The sequence below is a fragment of the Sphaerisporangium perillae genome (genome assembly GCF_023276435.1).
GTDB lineage: Bacteria > Actinomycetota > Actinomycetes > Streptosporangiales > Streptosporangiaceae > Sphaerisporangium > Sphaerisporangium perillae.
The window spans coordinates 1-21,394 of record NZ_JALLPO010000036.1; the positions used below are offsets into that span (position 1 = coordinate 1).

The 21,394-nt window shown below is 70.1% G+C and carries 17 protein-coding genes; 9 read left to right on the plus strand and 8 right to left on the minus strand.

Going from position 1 to position 21,394, the window contains the following annotated elements; translation table 11 throughout:
- Nucleotides 1-616 precede the first annotated feature (616 nt).
- Both MYF83_RS43975 and mgrA read left to right on the plus strand, forming a co-directional pair.
- Entirely contained in the window at nt 617-2,701 is a 2,085-nt protein-coding gene (locus MYF83_RS43975; RefSeq protein ID WP_248964179.1) for a S9 family peptidase, read from the plus strand.
- Complete coding sequence (gene mgrA / locus MYF83_RS30410) at nt 2,698-3,705, plus strand: L-glyceraldehyde 3-phosphate reductase (RefSeq protein WP_248964180.1); 1,008 nt, start codon at nt 2,698-2,700, stop codon at nt 3,703-3,705. The genes MYF83_RS43975 and mgrA overlap by 4 nt, the downstream gene beginning before the upstream one ends.
- Nucleotides 3,706-3,825: 120 nt before the next feature.
- Here mgrA and MYF83_RS30415 read toward each other — a convergent pair whose 3' ends face one another.
- Complete coding sequence (locus MYF83_RS30415; protein ID WP_248964181.1) at nt 3,826-6,381, minus strand: lysylphosphatidylglycerol synthase transmembrane domain-containing protein; 2,556 nt, start codon at nt 6,379-6,381, stop codon at nt 3,826-3,828.
- Between the two features lie 344 nt (nt 6,382-6,725).
- Here MYF83_RS30415 and MYF83_RS30420 point away from each other — a divergent pair, with 344 nt between their 5' ends.
- Nucleotides 6,726-8,741, plus strand: a complete 2,016-nt coding sequence (locus MYF83_RS30420; protein WP_248964182.1) for a molybdopterin-containing oxidoreductase family protein — start codon at nt 6,726-6,728, stop codon at nt 8,739-8,741.
- A 17-nt stretch (nt 8,742-8,758) separates the two neighbouring features.
- Here MYF83_RS30420 and MYF83_RS30425 read toward each other — a convergent pair whose 3' ends face one another.
- Complete coding sequence (locus MYF83_RS30425) at nt 8,759-9,208, minus strand: GNAT family N-acetyltransferase (protein WP_248964183.1); 450 nt, start codon at nt 9,206-9,208, stop codon at nt 8,759-8,761.
- 151 nt (nt 9,209-9,359) lie between these two features.
- On the opposite strand from MYF83_RS30425, the gene MYF83_RS30430 reads away from it, so the two are divergent.
- The 6 genes from MYF83_RS30430 to MYF83_RS30455 all read left to right on the plus strand — a co-directional run bounded on the left by MYF83_RS30430 (nt 9,360) and on the right by MYF83_RS30455 (nt 15,743).
- Entirely contained in the window at nt 9,360-9,812 is a 453-nt protein-coding gene (locus MYF83_RS30430) for a hypothetical protein (RefSeq protein WP_248964184.1), read from the plus strand.
- Between the two features lie 382 nt (nt 9,813-10,194).
- Nucleotides 10,195-10,746 (plus strand): RNA polymerase sigma factor, encoded by a 552-nt coding sequence (locus MYF83_RS30435; protein ID WP_248964185.1) that lies wholly within the window; start codon nt 10,195-10,197, stop codon nt 10,744-10,746.
- Nucleotides 10,743-11,654, plus strand: a complete 912-nt coding sequence (locus MYF83_RS30440) for a hypothetical protein (RefSeq protein WP_248964186.1) — start codon at nt 10,743-10,745, stop codon at nt 11,652-11,654. The genes MYF83_RS30435 and MYF83_RS30440 overlap by 4 nt, the downstream gene beginning before the upstream one ends.
- Before the next feature lie 245 nt (nt 11,655-11,899).
- Nucleotides 11,900-13,408, plus strand: a complete 1,509-nt coding sequence (locus MYF83_RS30445; RefSeq protein ID WP_248964276.1) for a hypothetical protein — start codon at nt 11,900-11,902, stop codon at nt 13,406-13,408.
- Between the two features lie 34 nt (nt 13,409-13,442).
- The gene (locus MYF83_RS30450) at nt 13,443-15,266 is read left to right on the plus strand and encodes an acyl-CoA dehydrogenase (RefSeq protein WP_248964187.1); all 1,824 of its coding nucleotides are present in this window, start codon (nt 13,443-13,445) and stop codon (nt 15,264-15,266) included.
- A 255-nt stretch (nt 15,267-15,521) separates the two neighbouring features.
- Complete coding sequence (locus MYF83_RS30455) at nt 15,522-15,743, plus strand: hypothetical protein (RefSeq protein WP_248964188.1); 222 nt, start codon at nt 15,522-15,524, stop codon at nt 15,741-15,743.
- Between the two features lie 36 nt (nt 15,744-15,779).
- Here the strand turns inward: MYF83_RS30455 and MYF83_RS30460 are convergent, their stop codons facing one another.
- From MYF83_RS30460 to MYF83_RS30485, 6 genes are all read right to left on the minus strand, one after another.
- A complete protein-coding gene (locus MYF83_RS30460; RefSeq protein WP_248964189.1) occupies nt 15,780-16,073 on the minus strand; it encodes a Dabb family protein in 294 nt (97 codons plus the stop codon).
- A 106-nt stretch (nt 16,074-16,179) separates the two neighbouring features.
- Entirely contained in the window at nt 16,180-18,468 is a 2,289-nt protein-coding gene (locus MYF83_RS30465) for a peptidase domain-containing ABC transporter (RefSeq protein ID WP_248964190.1), read from the minus strand.
- On the minus strand, nt 18,465-18,992 hold the full coding sequence (locus MYF83_RS30470; RefSeq protein ID WP_248964191.1) for a hypothetical protein: 528 nt from the start codon (nt 18,990-18,992) through the stop codon (nt 18,465-18,467). Before MYF83_RS30470 ends, MYF83_RS30465 begins: the two co-directional genes overlap by 4 nt.
- The gene (locus tag MYF83_RS30475) at nt 18,989-19,969 is read right to left on the minus strand and encodes a TIGR04500 family putative peptide maturation system protein (RefSeq protein ID WP_248964192.1); all 981 of its coding nucleotides are present in this window, start codon (nt 19,967-19,969) and stop codon (nt 18,989-18,991) included. The genes MYF83_RS30470 and MYF83_RS30475 overlap by 4 nt, the downstream gene beginning before the upstream one ends.
- Nucleotides 19,962-20,936 (minus strand): MvdC/MvdD family ATP grasp protein, encoded by a 975-nt coding sequence (locus tag MYF83_RS30480; RefSeq protein ID WP_248964193.1) that lies wholly within the window; start codon nt 20,934-20,936, stop codon nt 19,962-19,964. The genes MYF83_RS30475 and MYF83_RS30480 overlap by 8 nt, the downstream gene beginning before the upstream one ends.
- 259 nt (nt 20,937-21,195) lie before the next feature.
- Nucleotides 21,196-21,339, minus strand: coding sequence for a putative ATP-grasp target RiPP (locus MYF83_RS30485; protein ID WP_248964194.1), 144 nt, complete (start codon nt 21,337-21,339; stop codon nt 21,196-21,198).
- Nucleotides 21,340-21,394 lie beyond the last annotated feature (55 nt).

The following is a 21,394-nucleotide window of genomic DNA, read 5'->3' on the forward strand; positions in this document are numbered from 1 at the left end:
AAGCACGCCGCCAGCGTTCGTCCTGAGCCAGGATCAAACTCTCCAAACAATGTCTGAAGAAATCCCGGCGGACACCACACACACATGTGCGATGCCAACCAAAGGAACCATCCCCGCACCCACAAAAAGAGGCACGAAAGACGGAGGTTAATGCATAATCATGCACTGGCTTTTAACACACTGTTGAGTTCTCAAGAAACGGACGCGTACACCATCACCCAGACCCTAAGGCCCGAACTCCGGGGCTTCCATCTCGTATGCCCTCATCCTACCGAACCCGCTTGACCAGAAGCAAACCGCGCCGTTACCGACACTTGACTTCCAGCCACCCGAACCCACTAGCATTCGAGCCACCCCGTCTCCAGGGCAACCCCTCGAACTTACCCGGCCGGATCGAGCGACGCAAATCGTTCGGTCAGACCTACATAATTTGAGGGATTTCGGTCATCACCCGCACGTGCCCACGCCAGTCCGCCGAAGCGATGGTGTGGGGTTGCGCCGGGCGATGCCGACAACAGAAGATTAGCAGCCTTTGGGAGCGTCAGAGCACACTTCGATGTCGCGAACACGCGTCACGCCTCTGAGGCGACCAAGGCCGCGGCCATAGACTCGCCACGTGAGCAGCGACACGCCTCCCGTGGCGAAGAAGGTCCCGGCCGAACGGACTCATCACGGCGACACCGTGATCGACGAATACGCATGGCTGACCAACAAGGAAGACCCGGACACGGTCGCGTATCTCGAGGCGGAGAACGCCTTCACGCAATCCCGGACCGAGCACCTGAAAGACCTCCAAGAGAGCATCTTCCAGGAGATCAAGGGCCGCACCCTGGAGACCGACCTCTCGGTTCCCACACGCAAGGGCGGCTGGTGGTACTACTCCCGCACCGAGGAGGGCAAGCAGTACGGCATCCAGTGCCGCCTGCAGGCCTCCGGCGACACCCCTCCGGAACTGAAGCCCGGGGAGCCGCTGGAGGGCGAGCGGGTCCTGCTCGACGGGAACAAGCTGGCCGGCGACAGCCCGTTCTTCGCCATCGGCACCTCGGCCGTCAGCCCGGAGGGCACGACCCTCGCCTACTCCACCGACTTCAGCGGCAACGAGCGCTTCACCCTGCGCTTCAAGCGGCTGGACACCGGCGAGATCCTGGACGACGAGATCCCGGGCATCTTCTACGGAGGCGCCTGGTCGGCGGACGGTTCCGCGTTCTTCTACACGATCATCGACGACGCCTGGCGCCCGTACCGCGTGTACCGCCACATCCTCGGCACCGCGGCCGACGACGACGTCCTGGTCTACGAGGAGACCGACGAGCGGTTCTGGGTGGGCATCGGCCTCACCCGAAGCGAGCGCTATCTCGTCCTGAGCGCGGGCAGCAAGATCACCAGCGAGGTCCGCATCCTGGACGCCGACTACCCCACCGGGGAGTTCAGCGTCGTGCGTCCCCGCGAGACCGGCGTGGAGTACGCCATCGACCACGCGGGCGACCGCTTCCTCATCCTGCACAACGAGGGCGCGGAGAACTTCGAGCTGGCCACCGCGCCCATCGACGACCCCGGCACGTGGACGCCGCTGATCCCCCACCGCGACGACACCCGGCTGCTCGACGTGGACGCGTTCTCCGACCACATCGCCGTGCACTTCCGCCGCGACGGTCTCACGGGCATCCGGGTGCTTCCCTCGGACGAGGAACCGTACGAGATCTCCTTCCCCGAACCCATCCACACCGCCGAGCCGGCGGGAAACCCCGAGTTCCACACCAACAGGCTCCGCCTCGCGTACACGTCGATGGTCACGCCGCCCTCGGTGTACGACTACGACCTCGCCAGGCGCGAGCTGATCCTGCTGAAGCGCCGGCCCGTGCTCGGCGGGTACGACCCTGGCGACTACGAGCAGTTCCGCGGGTGGGCGACCGCCGACGACGGCACCCGCATCCCGATCTCGATCGTCATGAAGAAGGGCACCGAGCGGCCCGCGCCGACCGTGCTTTACGGCTACGGCAGTTACGAGAGCTCCATCGACCCGTCGTTCTCCGTGGCGCGGCTCAGCCTGCTCGACCGTGGCTTCGTCTTCGCGATCGCCCACGTCAGGGGCGGCGGCGAGATGGGCCGCCGGTGGTACGAAGAGGGAAAGCTGACCCGGAAGAAGAACACCTTCAGCGACTTCGTGGCCGTGGCCCGGCATATGAAGAGGTCGGGCTGGTCGCGCGAGATCGTGGCCAGGGGCGGCTCGGCCGGCGGCCTGCTGATGGGCGCGGCGGCCAACCTCGCTCCCGACGTGTTCGGGGGCGTCGTGGCGGAAGTGCCCTTCGTCGACGCGCTGAACACCATCCTCGACCCGTCACTGCCGCTGACCGTCATCGAGTGGGACGAGTGGGGCGACCCGCTCCACAACGCGGACGTCTACGAGTACATGAAGTCGTACACGCCGTACGAGAACATCGACGACCGGGTGTACCCGCCCATCCTCGCGATCACCAGCCTGAACGACACCCGCGTGCTCTACCACGAGCCGGCGAAGTGGATCGCCAGGCTCCGCGACATCGCCGGCGGCGGGCCGTTCCTGCTCAAGACGGAGATGGGCGCCGGCCACGGCGGGAGGAGCGGGCGGTACGACGCGTGGCGCGAGGAGGCCTTCACCCTCTCGTGGATCATCGACCGGGCGGCCTCGCTGAAGAACGAAGAAATAGGGGAGATCCAGTGACGTACTCGGCATCAAGCGACCGCTATGGGCGCCAGCCGTACAACCGGACGGGGAGGAGCGGCCTGAAGCTGCCCGCCGTCTCGCTCGGGCTGTGGCACAACTTCGGTGACGACAAGCCGATCGACACCCAGAGGGCGACGCTGCGCAGGGCGTTCGACCTGGGCGTGAGCCACTTCGACCTCGCCAACAACTACGGCCCGCCGTACGGCTCGGCCGAGACGAACTTCGGCCACATCTTCGCCCAGGACTTCCGGCCGTACCGCGACGAACTGATCATCTCCACCAAGGCCGGGTACGACATGTGGCCCGGCCCCTACGGCGAGTGGGGTTCGCGCAAGTACCTGCTGGCCAGCCTCGACCAGTCGCTCTCCCGCATGGGGCTCGACTACGTCGACATCTTCTACAGCCACCGGCCCGACCCCGACACCCCGCTCGAGGAGACGATGGGGGCGCTGGACACGGCCGTGCGGTCCGGGCGCGCGCTGTACGCGGGCATCTCCAACTACACGCCCGAGCAGACCAGGGAGGCGGCCCGGATCCTGCGCGAGATGGGCACTCCGCTGCTCATCCACCAGCCGCGGTACTCGATGCTCGACCGCTGGATCGAGGACGGGCTGCTCGACACCCTGGAGGCCGAGGGCGTCGGCTGCATCCCGTTCTCGCCCCTGGCCCAGGGAATCCTGACGGACAGGTACCTGCAGGGCGTCCCCGAGGGCTCGCGGGCTTCTCAGGAGAGGTTCCTGCGGCCGAGCCAGCTCACCGACGACCTGCTCCGGCGGGTCCGCGCGCTGAACGACCTGGCCGCGAGCCGTGGCCAGTCGCTGGCCCAGATGGCCCTGGCGTGGGCGCTGCGGGACTCGCGGGTGACCTCGGTGCTGATCGGGGCCAGCAGCGTCCGGCAGCTGGAGGACAACATCGCCGCGGTGGACCGCCTCGACTTCTCCGCCGAGGAGCTCGCCGCCATCGAGAAGGAGATCGCCGAGCCGGGGGCTCGCATCGTCTGACCCGCCGGCCCAGAGCCCCGAGGGTCACCGGCCCGAGGGGCTCAGGCCGCCGGGCCTCCGGCCCTCAGGGCTCAAGGAGGCAGGCCGCCGACCCCTCGGGCACGGCGGCGGGGTCGAAGGTCAAAGGGCGCCGTGCCGCTGGAGCCAGGCGAAGGACGCCCATCCGGGCAGCACCGGCAGCCAGAACGTGAGCAGCCGGTAGAGCAGCACGGCGGACGTCGCCACCGTGGGCGCCAGCCCGGACAGCGTCAGGCCGACGTAGAGGGCCCCTTCCACAGCGCCCAGCCCGCCGGGGGTGGGCGCGGCCGAGCCGATGGCCGTGCCGGCCAGCACGACGATGGCCACCGCCGCGAAGCTGAGCGAGCCGCCGAAGGCCCGGACGCAGGCGGCCAGGCAGACGACGAAGGCCAGCGTGAGCAGCAGCGTGCCGCTCAGCCCTTCCAGGATCTTGCGCGGCGACTGCAGGACGTCCAGTAGGCGGGGCATCACCCCGGAGAACAGCGACCGGATGCGCCCGGTGATCAGGCGGCGGAGCGGCGGCACGGCCAGGACGATCAGTACCAGGACGGCGCCGGACAGCAGCGCGATGACCATGCCACGCGAGGGGCTGACCGACGGGGCGGCCTTGATGCCGGTGAGGTAGCCGAAGAGCAGGAGCAGCAGGATGTGGCAGGCCAGCCCCACGAGCTGCGAGGCGCCCACACTGGCCACGGCGAGCCCAGGTGCGATGCCGCGCTTCTGCAGGAAACGGGAGTTGATGGCCACTCCCCCGACCGCGGCGGGCGCCACCAGCTTGACGAACGAGGCCGCGAACTGGGCCAGGACCATGGGGCCCAGCGGCAGCTTCTCGGGTACGAAGCCCCGGATCATGAGCGCCGCCGCGAGGTAGCTCAGGCCGGCCGCGACCAGGGCGACGCCGGCCCAGCCCCACTCGGCCCGGGTGACGACGTCGGCCAGGTTCACCCTGCTGAGCTGCGAGAGCAGGAAGTACGCCGCCAGCGCGCTGGCGATGATGGTCACCAGGGTGCGCGGCTGGAACCGCTCCAGGCGCACCTCCTCGACCTCGACCTGAGGCGTGAGGGCGACGATCTGCTCGCGGAGCGCGGGAAGCAGCGCCTTGTTCCTGCCGACCTGGGCGCGGGTGCCCCTGGTGAGGGCGATGCGCTGGAGCAGGGGCAGCGCCCCCGCGAGCGACCGCTTCGGGATGACCTTGGAGGCGCACATCACCGAACGCTCGGGGCCGACGCGCAGCGCCAGGTAGGTGAGCAGCTGTGCGATGTCGAGCCGGAGCAGCAGGTCACCGGCCGCGATCTCGCCGCTGCGGGCGTCCATCAGCACGACCTCGCCGTCGCCGTCGACGTGGATGCTGTCGCCGGTGAGCCGCCGGTGGGCCAGGCGCTGGGCCTGGAGCAGCTCGACCTGCTTCCAGATCTTGATGAGCAGCTCGTCGTCCAGCTCGTCGTCGGGGACGTCCTCCAGCGCGCGCGTGTCCAGGTGCTCGTAAGCGAGCAGCGCGGCGTCGGTGCCGATCTCGCTGGTGCCGACCAGGCACGGGGTGTTCACGCCGGCGGCCTGGGCGGCGTAGGCCATGAGCGCCTCGCGCTCGAGCTCCGCGCGGAGCGAGCGGATGGCCCGGCGGCGGGTCTCCGAGCTGAGCCGGATGCCGCGCCAGAGCCGGTAGAGGACCCCGGCGACCTGCCGGTCCCTGTCGAGCACGGTGACGTCGAACCGGCGCCCGTCGGTCATCGTCACGCCGTAGCGGCGGCTTCCCTGGGCGTCGTCGGTGATGCGCCGGGCCCTGGCGGGGACGAATGCGAGGCGGCGCAGGGCGGCGACCACGGTGCTGCCCGGTGGCCGGGTGTTGGGGCTGCCGACGACGTAGAGGGTGGCGTACCCGACGGCCAGGCCGACGAGGTAGGTCACGAAGACGCCGAGCGCGGTGGCGTCGGCGCTGGTGAACAGCGCGAACACGTCGAGGGCGATCGCCATCCACATCATCGCCCGCCAGGTCGGGCGGCGGGAGATGCGCACTGCGGTGACGTAGGCGACGACCGAGGTGAGCAGGGTGTTGAGCGGCTCGACCTGGCGCCCTCCGGTGAGCAGCAGGCGCAGGTCGCCCGGGCCGGCCGCGGCCAGCCACTCGCCGAGGACGAAGGAGACGAGCATCCCGATGATCGCCGCGATCAGCCCTTCGGCCACCCGCAGCCCGTCGCGGTGGAACACCCGCTCGACGGCGAACGCGCTGGGCACGGCCAGCACGGCGGTGCCGGCGAGGAAGCTCGCCACGCCGATCAGCAGGTCGGGGGCCCGGCTCGTCCCGTCGGTGACGTCTCTCTCCAGGCCGTTGAGCGTCTGCTTGGCGATGAGCGCGAGCAGGACGATCGCCGCCAGTGTGAGGAGGGTGATGAAGAAGCGCAGCGCGTCGGACGGCCTGCGGATGCGCTGGGGCAGCAGCGGCTCGACGACGAGCACGACGGGATCACCGGACGCGGCACGCGAACCCTCGGGGGTCTCCGTACCGGAGGTGGGGTCGCCGGCGGGGACGTCCGAGACGTCCGAGGCCTCCGAGGTGTCCGCAGGAGTGCGCGGGCTCTCTGGAGTCACGGAAGAACCGGCCGCGGAGATGTTCTCCCCCGCGGCCTCCTCTGCCTCGTCGCGCTCCCGTATGTCGGTCACCGCTGACGTCTACGCACGTCTCGGGGCATATGATCTTTCCCTAGGCTGTCTTCACCGGTGCGGGCGCGGAAGCCCACCGGAGTCCGTGCGACCCTCCTCGGGCTCACGCCTCAGCGGTCGTCGGCGAACCGGTGCACCCCGGCCATTCGCTGACACTCTACGGCGCACCCGGCCGTGAGCGATCTGCGATATGGGCATCCCTCATGGTGCCGGTGCCGCGGCCGGGAGCGCATCCACCGTAAGTATGGGGCGGTCATACCACCCCAGGTCGAGTAGTGAATGTCACCAGGCGGAACTCCCGCCCACCATGTGGTGATATGGGCGATCCAGGTACCGTTCTGCCCATGAGCCGTGAGCTGAATGTTCTTGGTGCCTGCCCTCTGGACTGCCCGGACACCTGTTCGTGGGTCGTCACCGTGAAGGACGGCGAGGCCGTGCGCCTGCGCGGCAACCATGACCAGCCCTACACGCGCGGCGCTCTGTGCGTGAAGGTCAACCGCTACCTGGAGCACACCAAGGCCTCCGACCGGATCCTGTACCCGATGCGCCGGGTCGGGCCGAAGGGGTCGGGGCGGTTCGAGCGCATCTCCTGGGAGGAGGCGCTCGACGAGATCGCGGAGCGGCTGACGGCGATCGTCGACGAGTTCGGCGGCGAGGCCATCTGGCCGTACCAGGGCACCGGGACGCTCGGTTACATCCAGGGTGAGTCGGGCCAGGCCGGGCGCCGGCTGTGGAACGCGCTGGGAGCGTCGTACCACGACCTCAACATCTGCGCCCGGGCCGGGAACCAGGGTCTGACCCGCACGAACGGGACGCCGGGCGGCATGGACCCGGAGCAGTTCGCGCTTTCGAGGCTGATCCTGCTGTGGGGCACGAACACGCTGACCAGCGGGCACCACCTGTGGAAGTTCATCCAGGAGGCGCGGGCCGCAGGGGCGCACGTCGTCGCGATCGACCCGGTCAGGACGCGCACCGCCGACCAGGCGGACGAGTACCTGGCGATCCGGCCGGGCACCGACGCCGCGCTCGCGCTCGCGCTGATGCACGTCGTGCTGGACGAGGGCGCCGAGGATCGGGAGTTCCTGGAGCAGCACACCACCGGCTGGGACGACTTTGAGCGAGAAATCCGGAAATATCCCCCCAGCGTGGTGGCGGAGATCACCGGTATCCCCGAGAAGGACATCCGCGCCCTCGGCGTACGGCTCGCGCACACCCGGCCGACCGGCATCCGGGCCACGATGGGCATCCAGCGCCACCGGGGCGGCGGCACCGCCATGCGGACGATCGCCTGCATCCCGGGCGTGACCGGTGACTGGAAGCACCCCGGCGGCGGCGTCGCCTACTCCACCAGCGGCCACGTCCCCATCCAGGCCGACGTCCGGCTCGACCTGCTCGACAAGCCCGTCAGGACGCTGACGATGACCCGCCTTGCCGAAGGTCTCGAAGACACCGAGCATCCGGTGAAGTGCCTGTGGGTCTACGCCGCCAACCCGATGGGCAGCACCTCCGACCAGAACCGCGTCCGCAAGGGGCTGCTGCGGGAGGACCTGTTCACGGTGGTGATGGAGCAGTTCCCCACCGACACCGTGGACTACGCCGACCTCGTGCTCCCTGCCACCATGCAGATCGAGCACACCGACCTGCACGCCGGGTACGGGCACATGTACCTGATGTGGAACGAGCCCGCCGTGGCCCCGCCCGGCGAGTGCCTGTCCACGACCGAGACCTTCCGCCGGGTCGCCCGCCGCCTCGGGCTGACCGACCCCTCCCTGTACGACTCCGACCTCGAGATCGCCGAGCAGCTCCTGTCCACCGCCCACCCGGCGCTGGACGGGATCACCGTCGAGCGGCTCCGCGAGGAAGGCTGGGTCCGCCTCAACTACCCCGACCCGTTCCTGCCGTTCGCCGACGGGTTCCCGACGGCCTCGGGGAGGCTCGAGTTCGCGCCGGAGAACCAGGGATACATCCCACCCTTCTCGGCGAACACCGACGGGCCGTACAAGCTGGCGTTGATCACTCCGGCGGCCCACACGTTCCTCAACACGGTGTTCGGGAACAACCCCGAGCTGGCCCGCCGTGCCGGAGCCCCTGCGGTCCTGGTCAGCGAGAAGGACGCCGCCGACCGGGGGCTGAGCGACGGCCAGCGCGTCCGGGTGTTCAACGACAACGGCGAGATGACGGTCGAGCTACGGGTCAGCGACCGGGTCGCGCCCGGCGTCGTGGCGACCACGAAGGGCAACTGGCCCAAGCTGAGCCCGGGCGGGGTCAACGCCAACGTCCTGGTCGACGAGCGCGACGCCGACATGGGCAGGGGCGCCGTCTACCACGACAACCTCGTGGAGATCGCCCCCGTGGCCTGACCCGGACTCCGCCGGCGTCAGAGGCTGAGCTTGAAGCCCACGTGGGAGTCGACGAAGCCGAGCGAGGTGTAGAAACGGTGGGCGTCGGCCCGGGCCTTGTCACTGGTGAGCTGCACCATCCGGCAGCCTCGCTCGCGGGCGCGGTCGATGGCCCACCGCATCATCGCGCGGCCGAGGCCCTGCCCCCGCATCGAGGCGCCCACGCGTACGGCCTCGACCAGGGCTCGCTCCCCGCCCTTACGGGACAGCCCCGGGATGAACGTGATCTGCATCGTGCCGACCACCCGCCCGCCGTCCTCCGCGACGATCAGCTCCTGCCGGGGGTCGGCGTCGATGGCCTCGAAGGCGTCGAGGTAGACCACGTCCGACGGGTCCCCTTCCCTGGCCGCGGCGATCGGGTCGTCGGCGAGCATGGCGACGATCAACGGGACGTCTTCCCGGCGAGCAGGACGAAAGATCACAGACATGGTCAAAGGCTATCGAGGCCCTGGTGATCCCCTCCGAACCGGTGGCCTCGCGGGCCGGCGTCCGGCCGTGGAGGTCGTCTCCCAGGGGTCAGGGGCAGATCAGGGTTCGTCCCCGATGTGCCGATGCCGTGACGGAGGGCAACCTGGGTGCATGAACGAACTGACTCGACGCGACGAGATGTCGCTCGCCGGCGCGGCCCTGCGCGGCGCGCCGTGGAAGACCGCGGCGATCACTGGTGGGGCGAGTGCGGCGATCAGCTTCATCATGGGCGTCATCCTCCCTGGGCCCGCCGACCTCACCTGGGCGCTCTGCCTCGGCATCAGCCTCTTCAGCGCGGTGGCCGCCATCGGCGCCGTCAGCAAGCCGGATGTGGGAGACCGCGTGACCCGGCAGGCCCGGCTCTGGTCGCTGCGGCATCCGTGGAGGTTCGCCCTCTATCCCGGCATCGGGGCGGCCGTCCTCATGTACCCGGTACAGCTGATCTTCGACCAGGAGGGCGTGTTCGGCGCGGCCTGGGACGCCGCCTGGGGCGGCGCGCTGGTCTACCTGATCGCCGCCATCGGCACCATCTCGCTCAAAGGAAGGGCCAAGTCGGCACAGTAACGCGTCCTCCGGGGCCGCCTCACCGGCGTGCCCCCCGCCGCCCGGGCGATGGAGCCACCCGCTCCGTCTCCCGGGCGATGCCGTTTCCGGTTCGCGTCTCAGACGACAGTGTTTCCCCGGTTCGCGTTGTCGTCTTCGCTGGGCCGGGTACGACGTGCTACTCGTCCGGGAGATCCCAGAACGGGGCCTCTGTTATCGGACCTTAGCAAACATCACATTCGTCCTCATTGCGTGGTGAGGCATCTCACCGGGCTCCGGCCCGGACTTGTACCAATTTCTCGAAGGACGCCTGAAACATTTCCTGATACCCGGACATGTGTGGTGACGAGTGGCTCCTCTGGCCAGGCTGAGGGGAGCAGACCCCATCGGGAAGGAAAGCGGCGTGGGACCACCCGACCCCAGGCAGCGCTTCGAGGAGATCTACATGGCGAACTATGCGGATCTGCTCGGATACGTCCGGCGGCGTACCGAGTCCCCCGACGACGCCGCCGACGCGATCTCGGAGACGTTCACCACGGCATGGCGCCGGATCGACGACATCCCTGAGGGCGAACAGGCGCGGCTCTGGCTGTACGGCGTGGCCCGGCGGGTCCTCGCCAACCACCACCGCGGCGAGACACGGCGAAGCGCCCTCGCCGTACGGCTCCGCGCGGAGCTGGCGGCGTGGGAGGACTCCCAGCCGCACCAGGACGTCGGCGCGATACGCGAGGCGTTCCAGCGGCTCAGCCCGGAGGACAGGGAGTTGCTGTCGCTGGTGAGCTGGGAAGGCCTGGACACCGCGCAGATCGCGACGGTCCTGGAATGCTCGCGTGGAGCCGTGCGCCTGCGCCTGCACCGCGCGCGCAAACGCCTGGCAAGGGAGCTGGAGGCCGCCGAGCTGGACCTCCTCGCGTACGGCCCGCGTGCGGTCGCGCTGCTGAAGGGGCAATCGTGAAGACCGACATCGACCGGAGGGTGGCCTCCATCGCTCCCGACGCCGGCCCTGGCATGACCCCCGGGGCGCTCGAACTGATGGAGGAGATCACGACGGGCATGGCCTGCGTACCGGCGACCGGGCCGCGAGCTCCCGCCCATCGCAGGAGTCTCCGCCTGCCGCGCCGGAGGAGAACAGGCTCCGGGCAGGAGCCGGGTTCGCCGCAGGGATCGCCGAGGTCGCTCCGCCGCCTGCGGATACTCGCTCCTCTCGCGGCCGCGATCGTGCTGCTCACGTGGTTCCTGCCGGACGCCGCCGGCCTCGGGCCGCACCCGGCCTCCGCCGCGCTCGACATCACCCGAATCGGCCCGAACTACCTCATCACCGTGAAGGATCTCTTCGCCGATCCCCAGCGCTACGAGAGGGAGTTCAAAGCCGTCCACCTGAACATCTCGCTGCGCCTCAAGCCCGCCACCCCCAGCCTCGAGGGGGTGATCATGACGTTGAACAACGACATCACCGCCCTCGAACGCCCCGGCGGCTGCGGCTTCGCGCGCCTGCGCGGGTGCGAGATCGGCATAAGGGTTCCGGTCGACTTCAAGGGCAGCGCCCACATCGTGCTCGGGCGCAGGGCACGCCCTGGTGAGTTCTACGCGGCCAGAGCGTCACTGGCCGCCGAAGGCGAGCCGCTCCACTGCGTCGGCTTCGTCAACCAGCACCTGCCCGCCGTGCTGCGGATGCTGCGGGAGCGAGGGGTGCCGGGCGCCGAGCTGGTGACCTACCACGGCGGCAGGTCATCGGTACCGGATTCCTGGTACGTCCACGACGGCGTGATGAGCAAGCCAGGCACGGCGCTCATATTGGTGGATCCCGCGCCGCGCCCGAACTCGGTGGTCACCCTCGAGAACTACTGCCCCGAGAGCTCCTGAACGCCGATCGCCCGCGCGTAGCGGGCACGGGATCGCCGCGCAGCACGGCGGCAACGACGGGCGCGCACACCGGCACCGGCGGCGCCGCGGCACCTGACCTGAACCTGGCGGCACCGTCCGCGTCGCGGCACCTGACCTGAACCTCGCGACACCGCCGATGCCCGATCACGCCCACCATCGACCACGCTGCGCGCATGCCCTGACGCGGTGCGTCATCGCCATGCCCTTTAACGAATCGGACCGTGATGCTGACCCTCCCCCGCATGTCACCGCCCGCCGCCCTTCAGCGGACCCGGCGTGTCTTCGGAACCCACCGGCTTTTCGCGATCACCCTGGCCCTGGCGGCCGCGCTGCGCGTGGTGACGATGCTCGGATACCGGCCCGCGCAGCTCTATTGGTACGACTCGTTCAGCTATCTGGACGTGGCCTCGCACCTACGGCCGTCCCTGGGGTTCCATCCGAGCGGCTATCCCCTGTTCCTATGGCTGCTGCGGCCCTTGCACAGCGTGGCCGTGGTGGTGGGCGCGCAGCACGCGATGGGGCTCGGCATCGGATTGATGATCTACGCGGTGCTGCGCCGCCGTGGGGTACCGGCCTGGGGCGCGTCCCTGGCTGCGGTACCTGGGCTGTTCGACGCTTCGTTCCTGCGGCTCGAGCACGGGGTCCTGTCGGACACCCTCTTCATCTTCCTCATCGTGGCGGCGCTCGCGATCCTGGGATGGTCGGTCAGGCCGTCGATTCGCGCCTGTGCCGCCGCCGGCGCGCTGCTCGCCCTCGCCACGCTGACCCGGACGATCGCCCTCCCCCTGCTCGTGCTCGTGCTGCTCGTCTTGGCCTCGCAGCGCGTGGGCGTGCGCCGCCTGGCGGCCGTGGCCATCGCGGGCGCGCTGCCACTGGCGGCGTACGCGGGCTGGAACGCCCAGGTCAACGGGAGGTTCACGCTGACCGGAGGCGAGGGGGCCGTGCTGTGGGCGCGCACGATGACCTTCGCCGACTGCGCCGTGATCAGGCCTCCCGTGGCGGAGCGGGGCCTTTGCCCCAACGGGGCGCACCAGGACGCGGCGTCGGAGTACGTGTGGGACCCGGGCGCCTCGCTCAACCGGCTGCCGGGCGGGCGGGACGGCAACAACGACCTGGCCCGTTCGTTCGCCGTCCGGGCCATCCTGGCGCAGCCGTTCGACTATCTCGCGGACGTCGTCCGGGACACCGCGCTGACCTTCGCCTGGACGCCGGTACGGCACCCGGAGCGGGTCACGCCGGCGTTCGGCTTCGCGCGGGGGCAGTGGTCACTGCCGGACTACCCGCTCGTCCGGAAGGCCCGCGAGGAGTACGACCCGGGCATCCGCGGCCTGGGGTCGGTCGACCCGTACGCGGGGTTCCTCATGGCCTACCAGTACCCGGCCTACCTGCGCGGCCCGGTGATCGGGCTGATCCTGCTGGTGGGCGGGCTCGGTGCGGCGGTCCGGCCACGCAGAGCGCTGCTGCCGTGGATCGCGGCGATGTTCCTGCTCGTGGGGCCGATCGCGGCACTGGACTTCGACCACCGATACGTCCTGCCGGTGATCCCGGTGGCCTGCCTGGCGGCCGCACTCGCGGCGACCGACCTCGCGAAGGCGCTACGCGGGCGGAAGCGGAGCCGTCCCTCGAAGGGGCGTGGGCGCGCTAGCCAAGTGGTGAACACCACGTTCGTCCAGTTTTCTAGGGGTTACTGGCGGGTAGCATTCGAGGTAAGGTTACTGACCAGTACGTTCTAAGCCGCATGCCCGGTTTTCGAGGAGACGCGCAGCCATGGGCCACTACAAGAGCAACGTTCGCGACCTTGAGTTCAACCTCTTCGAGGTGCTCGGCCGCCGCGAGATCCTCGGCACCGGGCGGTTCGCCGAGGTCGACGAGGACGTCACCCGGAGCATCCTGGAGGAGGTCGACCGCCTGGCCACCGGCCCGCTGGCCGACTCCTTCGCCGACGCCGACCGCAACCCGCCGGTCTTCGACCCGGCGACCGGCACGGTGCGGCTCCCCGAGGCGTTCAAGCGGTCCTACCAGGCGCTGCTCGACGGCGGCTGGACCCACCTGGACCTGCCCCAGGAGCTGGGCGGCCCCGGCCTCCCCCGCAGCATCGCCTGGGCGGCGGCGGAGATGGTGCTCGGCGCCAACCCGGCCCTCTACATGTACGGCGCCGGCCCGAACTTCGCCTACACGATGTGGAAGATCGGCAACGACGCCCAGAAGCGCTTCGCCGAGCTCGCGATCGAGCGCGACTGGGGCGCCACCATGGTGCTGACCGAGCCGGACGCGGGCTCCGACGTGGGCGCCGGCCACACCAAGGCGGTCCAGCAGCCGGACGGCACCTGGCACATCGAAGGCGTCAAGCGCTTCATCACCAGCGCCGAGCAGGACATGACCGAGAACATCTTCCACCTGGTGCTCGCCCGCCCCGAGGGGCACGGCCCCGGCACCAAGGGCCTGTCGATGTTCCTGGTGCCGAAGTACCACGTCGACCTTTCGACCGGCGAGCTCGGTGAGCGCAACGGCGTCTACGTGACCAACGTCGAGCACAAGATGGGCCTGAAGGCCTCCACGACCTGCGAGCTCACCTTCGGCGAGAAGCACCCGGCCATCGGCACGCTGGTCGGCGACGTGCACGAGGGCATCAAGCAGATGTTCATGGTCATCGAGCACGCCCGCATGATGGTCGGCACCAAGGCGATCGCCACCCTGTCCACCGGCTACCTCAACGCGCTCGAGTACGCCAAGCAGCGCGTCCAGGGCGCCGACCTCACCAGGTCGGGTGACAAGACCGCCCCGCGGGTGACCATCACCCACCACCCGGACGTGCGCCGCGAGCTCATGCTGCAGAAGGCCTACTCCGAGGGCATGCGCGCGCTGGTCCTCTACACGGCGACCTTCCAGGACACCGTCCAGATCGCCGAGTTCGAGGGCGCCAGGAACGCCGAGGCCGAGGCGATGAACGACCTGCTGCTCCCCCTGATCAAGGGCGTCGGCTCCGAGCGGTCGTATGAGATGCTGTCCCGCTCCCTGCAGACGCTCGGCGGCTCGGGCTACCTGCAGGACTACCCGATCGAGCAGTACATCCGCGACGCCAAGATCGACTCCCTCTACGAGGGCACCACTGCCATCCAGGGCCAGGACCTGTTCTTCCGCAAGGTCCTGCGCAACCAGGGCGCCGCGCTCGGCACGCTGCTCGGCGACATCAAGGCCTTCGCCGCCTCCGAAGCAGGCAACGGCAGGCTCAAGGAGGAGCGCAAGCTCCTCGACGAGGCCGCCGGCGAGATCAAGGCGATGGCCGACACGATGGCCGGCTGGGCGATCGGGTCCATGGAGAACCCGAAGGAGGTCTACAAGGTCGGCCTCAACACCACCCGGTTCCTGGTGGCCCTCGGCGACCTCGTGATCGGCTGGCTCCTGCTCCGCCAGGCCGAGGTGGCGCTCAACGCCCTCGGCGCGTCCGACCGGGACAAGGCGTTCTACACCGGCAAGGTGGCCGCGGCCTCCTTCTTCAGCCAGACGGTGCTGCCGCGCCTGTCCGCCGAGCGCCGCACGCTGGCCGCCACCGACCAGAGCCTGATGGAGCTCCCCGAAGACGCCTTCTGACGCCCGTCGCGGCAGGCCGTCCGGGGGGCGACTCGCGACAAGTAGTGGCAAGGGGAGGGAGCCGGCGCGGGCTCCCTCCCCTTGCCGCGTCCGGCGCCCGCGATCCGCCGTTCCGGGAGCGGCCTCGGCGGTGCCCCACAGGCAAGGGGAAAGATCGTGCTTTAAGGGGCGGCGGATAGGTAGTGTTAGCGCGCGGGGCGGGGTATTACCCTGCCGCGAGGCGTTCTTTACCTAACACGAGTCCCGGAGGTCTGCATGGGCATCGGGGTCAGCATCTTCTTCCTGACCATCGGGGCGATTCTGAAGTTCGCGATCGAGCCCGACGTGCTGGGCAGCAGCGTCCACATCGACATCATCGGCGTCATCTTCATGATCGTAGGCGCCGTGGGAATGCTGCTGAGCTTCTTCCTCCTGTCCCGCCGCAGCACGGTCTCCGAAGGCGAACTCCAGCACCGCGAGAACCCTCCCTCCGTCTGACGGCCCGGGTCACGCCGGGCCTGCCGGACGGCCGCCTCAGAAGGAGTACTGCACCGAGGCGCGGTTGGCGACGATCGGCCTGATGATGTCGGCGATCACAGCGCGATGCACCGGATGGTCTCGATAGACCAGGTAGTCCTCGGCCGAGTCGAAGTCCGCCACCACGGCGAACTCGTAGTTACCGGGGGTGATACCCGCGTCGGTACCGATATCGTAGCGGCGAATTTCGGGGATGACCGCCGGCAGCCCTTTGAGCCCGGCCTCCACCTCGGCCTTCTGCTCCTCTGTGGCGCCCGCGACCCAGGTGAACATCACAACATGCCGGAACATCGTCTCTCCTTCAGAATGTCTGAGCCGCCAGCGTACGGCCCACCCCCGGCGCCCCTGTCCCGGAGACCATGACTTGCCCCCCGCTGAAGGCGGCCGTCCGGGATGTTCAGCGGCTCGGGGCGGGTCCTGCGGGGAACGCCGTCACGGTGGCGCCAAGGTGGGTCGGGTCGGGGGTGTGCCTGACCAGCGGCTGGGTCAGGTGGGCGTCCTCGGAGCCCCGCGAGGGAGCCGCCTCCGCCGGGCCGCCCGCGTTCGAGGTGGCGCCGTCGGTCTGGGCGGCCACCAGGCTGGCGTACCGGCCGCCGAGGAACATGAGCTGCTGATGGGTGCCGCGCTCGACGATGCGGCCGCCGTCCACCACCAGGATGAGGTCCGCGTCACGGATCGTGCTGAGCCGGTGCGCGATGACGATCCTGGTCTGCGTCAGCCGGGCGAGGTGGCTCTCGATCGCCGCCTCGCTCTCGCTGTCGAGGTTGCTGGTGGCCTCGTCCAGCAGCAGGATCTTCGGCCGGGAGAGCAGTGCGCGGGCGAGCGCCAGCCGCTGCTTCTGGCCGCCCGACAGGCCGGCCCCCTCGGTCAGCATGGTCTCGTACCCCATTGGCATCTGCTTGATCTCGTCGTCCAGGCGGGCGATGCGCGCGGCCTCGACGATGCGCGCGAAGGAGGCGCCCGGGTCGTTCAGCGCGATGTTCTCCCGGATGGTGCCGGTGAACAGGGACGGATCCTGGGTGACCACGCCGAACTGCCGCCGCAGCGTGTGCAGGTTCAGCTCGCTCACCGGCACCCCGTCGTACCGGATCTCACCGGTGGTCGGGGTGTGCAGGGCCAGCAGCAGCCGGGCCAGCGTGCTCTTGCCCGACCCCGATGACCCGACCAGGGCCACCTTCTGGCCTGGGGCGATCTTCAGGGAGATGCCCTGGAGCGTCCAGGGAGCCCTCGGGTCGTACCGGAAGCCCACATCCCGCAGCTCGACGGCGCCGCGCAGGCGCAGGACCTCGATGCCCTCCGCCGGTTCGGGGTCGGAGGCGAGGATGTCGGAGAGCCGGTCGAAGTGCGCGCCCGCCTGCTGGAGGCTCTGCAGGCTGGACATCAGCGACGACAGCGGGGTGAGCGCGGCGACGGCGATGGCGTTGAGCGCGAGCAGTGCCCCAAGGGTGAGCTGCCCGTCCAGCACCCGCCAGGCCCCGATCCACAGCAGGCCGAGAGGGGCCAGCACGCGGATGGCGCCGAGGGTGGCCTCCAGCAGGCCCTGCGTGATCCCGCCCCGTACGTCGGCGTTCAGCTGGGTTGTGAAGTTCCTGGACCACTGCTCGACCGCGTGCCGCTCGGCCCCGGACGCCTTGAGCGTCTCGATCCCGCCGATGGCCTGGATCAGGTTGCTCTGCGTCGCGGAGAACGCCGTCAGCTCCTGTTGTGCCAGGTAGTTGACCCGGCGGGTGGTCACGAGCAGCAGCACGATCTGCAGGAGGGCGATGCCGACCAGGCACGCGCCGAACAGCGGGTCCCGGATGAAGACCAGGATCAGGTATCCGACGGCGAGCGGCCCGTCCAGGAGCGCCGACAGGATCTGGCCGGTGAGCATGTCCCTCAGCACGGCGACGCTGCTCGCCCGGGTCACGAGGTCTCCGGTGCCGCGCAGCGCGAAGTACCGGAACGGCAGGGCGATCAGGTGGGAGATGACTCCCCGGGTCAGCTCGGCGTCGGCGCTCGCCCGCACCGACACCAGCAGGATCGACCGCAGCGCCCCGACGACGAACTGCGTCAGCGTGGCCAGCAGCAACCCGCCGCCGAGCAGGGCGAGGAAGGCGTCCGCGCCCGTGGGCAGCACCTGGTCCACCAGCACCTGGGAGAACAGGGGCAGCGCCAGGCCGAGCAGCTGCAGGACGATCGAGGCGAGCACGACCTGCGCCAGCAGGCCGCGCCGGCGCATGAGGAGGGTCTTCAGGAATTGGCGGCGCCAGGCGCTGGCCGCGCTGGAGCTTCCCCGGCGGAAGGCGGGGCCCGGCTCGAACGCCAGGACGACGCCGGTGAACCCCTCGTTGAACTCCTCGGCGGTGAGCCTGCGCCGCCCGGGTCCGGGGTCGACGATGTCCACCCGCTCGGGCGTCCAGCGTTCGACCACCACGAAGTGGTTGAACTCCCAGTGGACCACGGCCGGCATGGGGATGCGGGCGAGGTCGGCGGGTTCCAGGGAGAACGCCTTGGCGTTCAGCCCGGAGTCGCGGGCGCCGGACACGATGGCGAGCGCGGTCAGCCCGTCCCTGCCGATCTGGAGCCGGTCGCTCAGCTCGTGCAGTGAGATCCGGTGCCCGTGGTACGACAGGATCATGGCCAGGGACGCGGCTCCGCATTCGGTGACCGAGTTCTGCAGGATGACCGGCACGTGCCTTCTCATGAGCCGCCTCCGAGCAGCAGGGTTCCGGCCGCGACGGTCCCGCTCGGGATCACGGCCTCGCCGGACCGGCGCAGCAGCCCGTCAGGCTGCTCTCCGGTGATCTGGCAGGACAGCACGGCGAGGCGGGCGGGCCCGGTGGCCGTGGCGAAACGCTTCTTGAGCCGCTCCACCGTGACCACGGGACCACCGGGGTCGGTGACGTGGCAGCTAAGCGGCCGCGCCCGGCCCGCGAGCCGTACGGTCGCCTCGTCGCCGGCCCGAGGCAGGTCCCGGTCCTGCGGCACCTGGGCCGTGACGTCGAAGTGCGAAGCCGGCTCGGCCTGGTATCCGGTGACCATGACCTGGACGGTCACCAGGTTGGGCACCTGGACGACCGCCAGCCCCGCGCCGGCGGCGCCAAGGAGGGCGACCAGCCCCCAGAACAGGACGAACCACGCTTTGCGGATGACCAGCGGTTTGTCGGCCTGCTGCTCCCGGACGCTGTACCGGCGCAGCGCCTCCTCGCGGTAGATCGGGCGGCTCACAGCCAGTGCCATTCGATCGACGCGCGGCCGCGGCGCTCGGCGAGCCAGGCCGCGAAGGCGGCACGCCCCGCGGCGGCCAGCGTCTCGGCGTCGTCCTCGGCCGGGCGGCGGTTCAGGACGGCGCCGGTGAAGAATCCGGTTCCCTGCTCGACCGGCCCGGCGACGGCGCCGGCCTCGGCGTCCCGCAGGGGCTCCGGCAGCTCGCCGGCCCACCGGTCGCCGATGGTCACCTGGGCCTCACCGGTGCTCGCCGGCAGCATGGCCAGCAGCTCCGCCGGGGTGGCGGCGGTCCACCGCTCGGAGCCGACCGCCCAGACGGCGCGTGCCCGGTCGAACCGTGAGCGGTGCCCGGCGAGGTACTCCGGGGCGAGCTCGGCCTCCTTGCGCCGCCGGAACCTGCGCCGGCGGGCGATGCCGCCGATGTACTCCTCGAACTGCGCGGGCGACATCCCCATCTGTTCGAGCCAGGCGACGGTGGCCGCGCGGTCGTACAGGCCGCGCCCCCTGCGGAACTCGTCGGCCGCCGCCTGCAGGTCCTCGGTGGTGAGCGGCTCGTCGTCGGACATGACCTCGTTGAGGATCAGGCACTGGTCGACGATCTCGTCGTGCGGCGTCATGTCGCGGCGGGAGAGGGAGCGCAGCATGGTGAGCGCCTGCGCCACCGAAAGGTGGACGTCGTCCACGCTGACCAGCTGCCCGGCCGCCCAGTGGGTCGAGTGCTCGATCAGCCAGGGCACGCCCTCGTCGGACGGCGCGGTCAGCGCCACCGTGCCGCCGCCGGGGTGCGCGAGAAGGAGGTCGTAGTCGACCACGGGCGTACCCGGCCGCACGTCGACGACCAGTTGCGCGCCGGCGGCGGGGTGCTCGTTCCCCCACTCCGCCGCGGCTCTGCGGGCCTCCTCCACGCGGGCACGCCTGCGCGGCAGCCTGCGCAGCAGCTCCACGCCGGATTCCAGCACCGCGCCGAAGTCACTCATCGCTCTCTCCTTGGGCCAGCCAGTCGGCGATGGCATCGCTGATGGGCAGCCCGGTGCGCGTCTCGACGAACCCCCAGGCTCCGTTCGGGTTGATCTCCAGGAAGACGTACTCGCCTTCGGGCGTGAGAATGAGGTCGATCGCCCCGTACGTGAGCCCGAAGGAGGCGACCAGCTCGGCGCAGCGCCTGCGCACGTCTCCGGGAAGCTCGTGCGCGGCGTACCTGACCCGGTCGTCGTCGTAGTGGCGCCAGTCCTCCCTGGCCGTCCGGGACGCCTGGGAGTCGATCTCCGCGGCGAACACCTTCTCCGCGACGACGATCACCCGCAGCTCCACGGCCTTCGGCACGTACGGCTGCAGGATCACCGGCTCGTGCCGGAGCAGGTGGCGCGAGGTCAGGTGGCGGCGGGTCAGCACGGTCGTGTACGTGCGGTGGTCGGCCCCGTCCACCGTGAAGGAGTCGGAGTTGATCTGCTTGGCGATCAGGCGGCCCTCGGCGCGCTCGTACGCCGGGACGAGCTCGGCGGGATCGTTGGTGAACACCGTCTCCGGCACCGAGAAGCCCAGGCTCGCCGCGCGGGCCATGTGGATGATCTTGTTGTGCGCCTGACGCTCGGGCTCGCGCCGCGAGGGAAGCCACCGGGCCGGGATGAGGTCCCAGGCCCCGTCGAGAAGGAACTGCGCCTGCCAGTCGACATGCGCGCGATGGGTCGGCTCCGACACGTTCGCGGACGCCGCCGAGCGGGTGGGGCGCCTGCGCCACACCGCCGTCACCGTCGACAGATCCAGCGGGCCGTCCTCGGTGTGGAGGGTGATCCGGTGCCCTCCCGCCGAGAAGGCCGCCGTGAGCCGGCTCCTCGCGGGGAAGTCACCGCTGTCCCACCAGGTCACCGGGACGTTCCGCCGCCGTAGCTTCGGCAGCACCAGGTCGACCGTGTCGTCCAGTCGCTCGCTCAGTATGAGAATCATGTTCCAGCTCGCCTCGCTCGCGGTATCGCGCCGCATAAAAGCGGCGGAGCGGGACAAGCCCGCTCCGCCGGAACGGAAGGAGATCGGCGGACGGTCCGTGCGACCGGCCTCGGCGGCCGTAGGCCCCCTCGGGCGCCCCCGTACGCCCCCGTACGCCCGCTTGGCCCCCGTACGCCCCCTCAGGCGCCGCGTGCCACCCCCCGTGCACGCCCCCGTCGCGCCCGCCGACCCTTCCTGATCGAGACCCGCGTGACGCGGGTCAGTTGTTGGTGCCCTCCCACTCGGAGGGCTTGCCGCCGGTGTACCAAGAGACGTGCATCCGGCCGCCGGCCACGTCGCCGAGCTCGGCGTCGGTCAGCTCGGCACCGTCGATGGCAAGGTCGTTCAGCATGATCTTCGACATTTCGGTTTCCCCCCGCCGCTCGCGCGGCGAACTCTCTCATTCGTTGTGATGCGCA

What these genes read in the sequence shown, in the direction of transcription:
- MYF83_RS30420 (WP_248964182.1), top strand. Translation starts at nt 6,726, where the DNA reads ATGAGCCGTGAGCTGAATGTTCTTGGTGCCTGCCCTCTGGACTGCCCG.
- MYF83_RS30425 (WP_248964183.1), bottom strand. Translation starts at nt 9,208, where the DNA reads ATGTCTGTGATCTTTCGTCCTGCTCGCCGGGAAGACGTCCCGTTGATC.
- MYF83_RS30430 (WP_248964184.1), top strand. Translation starts at nt 9,360, where the DNA reads ATGAACGAACTGACTCGACGCGACGAGATGTCGCTCGCCGGCGCGGCC.
- MYF83_RS30445 (WP_248964276.1), top strand. Translation starts at nt 11,900, where the DNA reads ATGCTGACCCTCCCCCGCATGTCACCGCCCGCCGCCCTTCAGCGGACC.
- MYF83_RS30450 (WP_248964187.1), top strand. Translation starts at nt 13,443, where the DNA reads ATGGGCCACTACAAGAGCAACGTTCGCGACCTTGAGTTCAACCTCTTC.
- MYF83_RS30455 (WP_248964188.1), top strand. Translation starts at nt 15,522, where the DNA reads ATGGGCATCGGGGTCAGCATCTTCTTCCTGACCATCGGGGCGATTCTG.
- MYF83_RS30460 (WP_248964189.1), bottom strand. Translation starts at nt 16,073, where the DNA reads ATGTTCCGGCATGTTGTGATGTTCACCTGGGTCGCGGGCGCCACAGAG.
- MYF83_RS30465 (WP_248964190.1), bottom strand. Translation starts at nt 18,468, where the DNA reads ATGAGAAGGCACGTGCCGGTCATCCTGCAGAACTCGGTCACCGAATGC.
- MYF83_RS30475 (WP_248964192.1), bottom strand. Translation starts at nt 19,969, where the DNA reads ATGAGTGACTTCGGCGCGGTGCTGGAATCCGGCGTGGAGCTGCTGCGC.
- MYF83_RS30480 (WP_248964193.1), bottom strand. Translation starts at nt 20,936, where the DNA reads ATGATTCTCATACTGAGCGAGCGACTGGACGACACGGTCGACCTGGTG.
- MYF83_RS30485 (WP_248964194.1), bottom strand. Translation starts at nt 21,339, where the DNA reads ATGTCGAAGATCATGCTGAACGACCTTGCCATCGACGGTGCCGAGCTG.